Genomic DNA, 4,359 nt, shown 5'->3' on the forward strand with positions numbered 1-4,359 from the left:
ACAACGAGGGAGCGAACGATGGGTAAATTCACGGTAAAAGAAGATGGAAACAACGGTTCCGTCGAGGTCAAACCGGACGAAATTGTCCGCACCCATACGAGACGCCTCCGACGCGACGACGAAGTGCGCATCCCGATGCGAACCGTGTCGTCGGTGCATCACGATCGTCAGCTCGGGGCAGATGTCGTCACGGTCAAGACATCCGGGGCTGTGTACACGTGGAAGCTCTCCGACGACGATGCAAAACAGCTCACTGCGGAGATCGAGAAGTACCGCGAACGATGAGGTTCCGTCGTCGCGCCATCGTCCAAATTGTCGTCGTTGGTGGTCTCGTACTCACCGCCTGCGGGACCGAGTCGTCATCGACTCCGGTGGCCCCACCTGCAACGACCGTCGAAGCTTCGTCCAATGCAAGCGATGAAACAGCTGTGCCTGCGCCGCCCGCAGCTGTCGCCGACCCTGTGTCCAACCCTGCGTCCGACGCATCGGCCGCCCCTGCGGACGAACGAAATCCTGGAAATGTTTACGGTCCGTATGGCATCTACAAACGCGTCCAGTTCCCTTCGGGGTCAACGGGAACGACCGTTTCTGATGGCGTCGTGCGTGGCACTGTCAACGGGTATCTGTTCGGAGCCAGCGCAGGCCAGCGCATGTCGCTCGAGCTGCTGTCAGAGAATGCAGTCTTTGATCTGTACGCCCCTGACGACCGCCTGCTCACCGGGGGCCGGTATGCGTTCGTCGATCCGCTCGAGATGGACGGCGAGTACCTCGTCGTGGTGCAATCGGAGTTCGGTAACGCCAGTTTCGATCTGATCGTCGAGATCACCTGGCCCGACAACGACGAGGGTGCAGCCGAGGCCACTTCGTGCCCCGTTGGTTACGTGGAGTTCGACGGGGCTTACCCTCTCCACATTTGCCACAAGGGTGAAACGGTCACGATCCTTCAGGAGCGGCTTGTTTCCCTCGGCTACGACATCGCTATCGACGGCTACTTCGGCGAGTCGACGCAGAACGCGCTCGCCGAGGTCTTTGGTGGCGTCGGCGTCATTGAGGTGCCCTCTGACCTTGAGGCGTTGTGCGGCGCTGACTGCTGAGCCGAGGACAATCAGCACAACTTGTTCGGTGTCAACGCCGTGACTGCTGACGGAGTAACGCCGGCGCGGCGATGCGACTCTTCGATGGGCCGGATGTGACCCGGCGGAGAACCGCTACTGGCCGAGGCAACGGCGGCTGATCTCGAATGCGTCGGTGACGGTGATCGTTGCCCCGTGGTGGATCTCGCGCCCAGCCGCCTCAGCACCGAGCGCTGCGACCAGGTACGCACGCAGCTCGCGAGCCTCGTCGAGAACGAACTCGGCGAGCGTCACTTCCGGTTGCCCGGCAATCCGCTCTACCGTGCCGATGAGCGACGCGGCATCGGTGACATCGCCCTTCAATGAAAGCCAAACGTGACGTTTCGTGCAGAAACGACGACAACAAAAACGGGTGCTCACAGTCGACGGCCGCCAGCAACACGTGCCCCAAACTCGCCGTGGCGCTCGCGATGTCTCCGGTCGCGAGCGCCCGGCGGGACCTCACCAGATTCGCCCGCCAGTGGTGCTTGGGGTCGAGGTCCGCTTCCAACTCAGACGCCACCGTCAGGTGACGATCCACACCTGCGAGGTCACCTTCGAGGCCGCTGATCTCGGCCAGTCGCTCGTTCGCCTGTGCGATGTCGGGCTCACTGCCAAGTCGCGAAAATACGGCAAGGGCCCTTGCGGCCAATTCGCGTGCAGATTGGAGGTCGCCGCTGACGATGGCAACGTGGGACTGCAACAAGTCGGCGTTTGCCAAACCAACCACGGCGCCGCCTGACTGGCTGGCGTCGCGCAGGACTTGGACAATCTTCTCGACGCCACCGATGTCGGCAAGATCGACGCAGACCACGCCGATGTTCCACAGCACCGCAGCCGGCTTGTGCCCGCTACTTCGTTCCTCTGCATCGACCGCTTCCTCGTAATAGGCCAGGGCGTCCCGCAACTCGCCGTCGCTTTCCGCTGCCATTCCGAGCAGGTTGAGTGAGCCGCTGAGCGCAACATGGTCACCGACTTCTCGTGCCAACGCGACCGCTTCAATGCCAATCCGACGGGACTCGTCGACCAGGCCGGACAGGTATTTGAAGCCGGCCAGCCATCTGAGCGCGTGTGCTCGTTCCGAGCTGGAGGTCTCATTGGCGGCCCCCAAGGCTCGTTCGAGAAACACCGTCCCTTCCACAAAGGAACCTTCGCGATACCAATAGCGGCCGAGCCCCGCCGCCGCCACCAGTGCTTCATCGGGGCGGCGTGTGATCAGCCAATCGAGCGCCGTTCGAAGATCGGGTGCCGAAGAGCGAAATCGGCGCTGCCAGATTCCCTGGTCGGGCCCACCGAGGAGGTCGTCCCCGCCGCGCACCAAGGTGAGGTGATGCCTTGCGTGACGCGCGGCGACGGGTTGATCCTCACCGCGTTCTGCGAGTCGAGCCGCGCCGAATATGCGAAGTGTTTCCAGCAGCCGATACCTGATCTCATCACCTGTGGCGTCGACGAACACCAGCGATTTGTCGACGAGCCTGCCCATCAGTTCGAAGGCCTCGATCGGGTCATCGATCCCGCCGACAGCGGCCGCTGCGTCGTGCGCGAACGCCCCCGCAAAGATCGACAAAGAGGAAAAGAGATCGCGCTCTCGACCTTGTGTGAGGTCATACGACCACGCCACCGTCGCTTCCAGAGTTTCCTGACGTCTGACGGTCGACGAGCCGCCGGTCAAGATGCTCAACCGCGAGGTCAAGTGGGATGCAATATCGGAGACCATCATCATGCGCGTCCGCGCCGCTGCCAACTCGATCGCCAACGGGATTCCATCGAGCTGGCGCACGATCGCCCCGATGTGCGCTGCGTCATCTGCGGTCGGAACAAATCCCGGCCGGGCTCGCTGCGCATGGTCAACGAACAACCTGGCTGCTTCGCTGGAAAGTTCGCCTCCAGCGCCGGGCGTCGACGACGTTGCCATGGGTGGAATTGGATACACCGTCTCGCCGGAAACCTTGAGCACGTGTTGGCTCGTCGCCAGGATTCGCAGGCCCGTCGCTTGCGAAAGGATGTAGCCCGCGATCGAAGCAGCGGCGCGGGTCACGTGCTCACAGTTGTCGAGGACGATCAGCAGGTTGTGATCAACGAGGTGATCAACGAGGTGTTCCACGAGGGACTCGCGCACCGAACGATGTGGCAATTCAGTCGCCCCGGCTGCGGCGAAGACCGCCTGATCAACAAGTTCCGAGTCGATCACCGTCGCAAGGTCGACAAAGACGACGCGGTCAACCAACGCAGTCACGAGCGACGAGGCCACCTCAACGGCGAGGCGCGTCTTGCCTGCTCCTCCGGCCCCGACGACCGTGACCAATCGATTTGCTTCGATCAACTCCACGACAACGGCCAACTCATTGACGCGGCCGACGAACCTCGTGAGGTGCGCTGGCAAGTTGTGGTTCGGGATGGGCGCCCGACGTCCGACGTCGCCTCGATCGGGGGCATCGTGTCGACGTGCGCGTGCGCTCGGCTGCAACGACCCGCTTTGGAGCAGCACTTCGGTTTCGAGAGCAACCAGCTCAGGCGATGGATCGATACCCAGATCGTCACGGAGTCGGCGACGCAGGTCCTGGTAGGCCCTCAGCGCGTCGGCCTGCCTCCCCGACCGGTACAACGCAGTGATCAACAGCGCGTGTAATTGTTCCCGATATGGATGCTCAGTCACGAGTGAAGACAGCTTCGGGATCACTTCCAGATGGTGTTCAAGGGCGAGCTCAGCGGTGTGGAGTAACTCGATTGCCGCGAGCCGCTCTTCCTCCAGGCCGCGGATTTCGGCTGCTGCGAACTCGGCGTACTCAAAGTCGCCAAGGGCTGGGCCGCGCCAGAGCGCCAGGGCCGCTACGAGCAACCGTCGAGCTTGGGCCGGGTCGTGCGGCAACACCGCTCGTGCATCTTCGACCAGTTGACGGAAACGATGAGCATCGACGTCTCGGGGAGCCAGCTCGAGCACGTAGCCCGGTGAACGGGTCTTTAAGCGGGTATCGGCGGTGCCGACGCGTTCGCCGTCGAGGACTTCGAGTGGGCCAAGGATCGCATACGTCAGCGCCATGAGCACCGACCATCAATAAATTTCAACATTTCAGTCGCCGTATCCCGATCACCCAGACCCCAAGCAAACTCTAGCCCAATCCGGTATTTGGGCTGCCCACACGCCGGATCTGGGCTCTGGTGTTGCTGGATCTCACCGGCATCTGGGTCATATCTCACCGCGCTACGAGATCGTTGGACGCATGCCGGGCGACACCGCCTGACTCCA

Annotated in this window: 3 protein-coding genes; 2 read left to right on the forward strand and 1 reads right to left on the reverse strand. The window is 62.4% G+C overall.

The annotated features are described in order from the left end of the window. Together ACH2EI_RS04660 and ACH2EI_RS04665 are read left to right on the forward strand one after the other, a co-directional pair. Positions 1 to 285: hypothetical protein (locus ACH2EI_RS04660; RefSeq protein WP_395159264.1), on the forward strand; the 285-nt coding region annotated here is incomplete at its 5' end. Further along, positions 282 to 1,094, forward strand: a complete 813-nt coding sequence (locus ACH2EI_RS04665; protein WP_395154368.1) for a peptidoglycan-binding protein — start codon at positions 282 to 284, stop codon at positions 1,092 to 1,094. The genes ACH2EI_RS04660 and ACH2EI_RS04665, both read left to right, overlap by 4 nt. Positions 1,095 to 1,293: 199 nt before the next feature. Here ACH2EI_RS04665 and ACH2EI_RS04670 read toward each other — a convergent pair whose 3' ends face one another. Further along, on the reverse strand, positions 1,294 to 4,152 hold the full coding sequence (locus ACH2EI_RS04670) for an ATP-binding protein (protein WP_395159266.1): 2,859 nt from the start codon (positions 4,150 to 4,152) through the stop codon (positions 1,294 to 1,296). Positions 4,153 to 4,359 lie beyond the last annotated feature (207 nt).

Source organism: Ilumatobacter sp., from assembly GCF_041688325.1.
Taxonomy (GTDB): Bacteria; Actinomycetota; Acidimicrobiia; order Acidimicrobiales; family Ilumatobacteraceae; genus Ilumatobacter_A.

Bases quoted from the DNA above. Each gene is read 5' to 3' on its own strand.
- ACH2EI_RS04665 (WP_395154368.1), top strand. From the start codon at position 282: ATGAGGTTCCGTCGTCGCGCCATCGTCCAAATTGTCGTCGTTGGTGGT.
- ACH2EI_RS04670 (WP_395159266.1), bottom strand. From the start codon at position 4,152: ATGGCGCTGACGTATGCGATCCTTGGCCCACTCGAAGTCCTCGACGGC.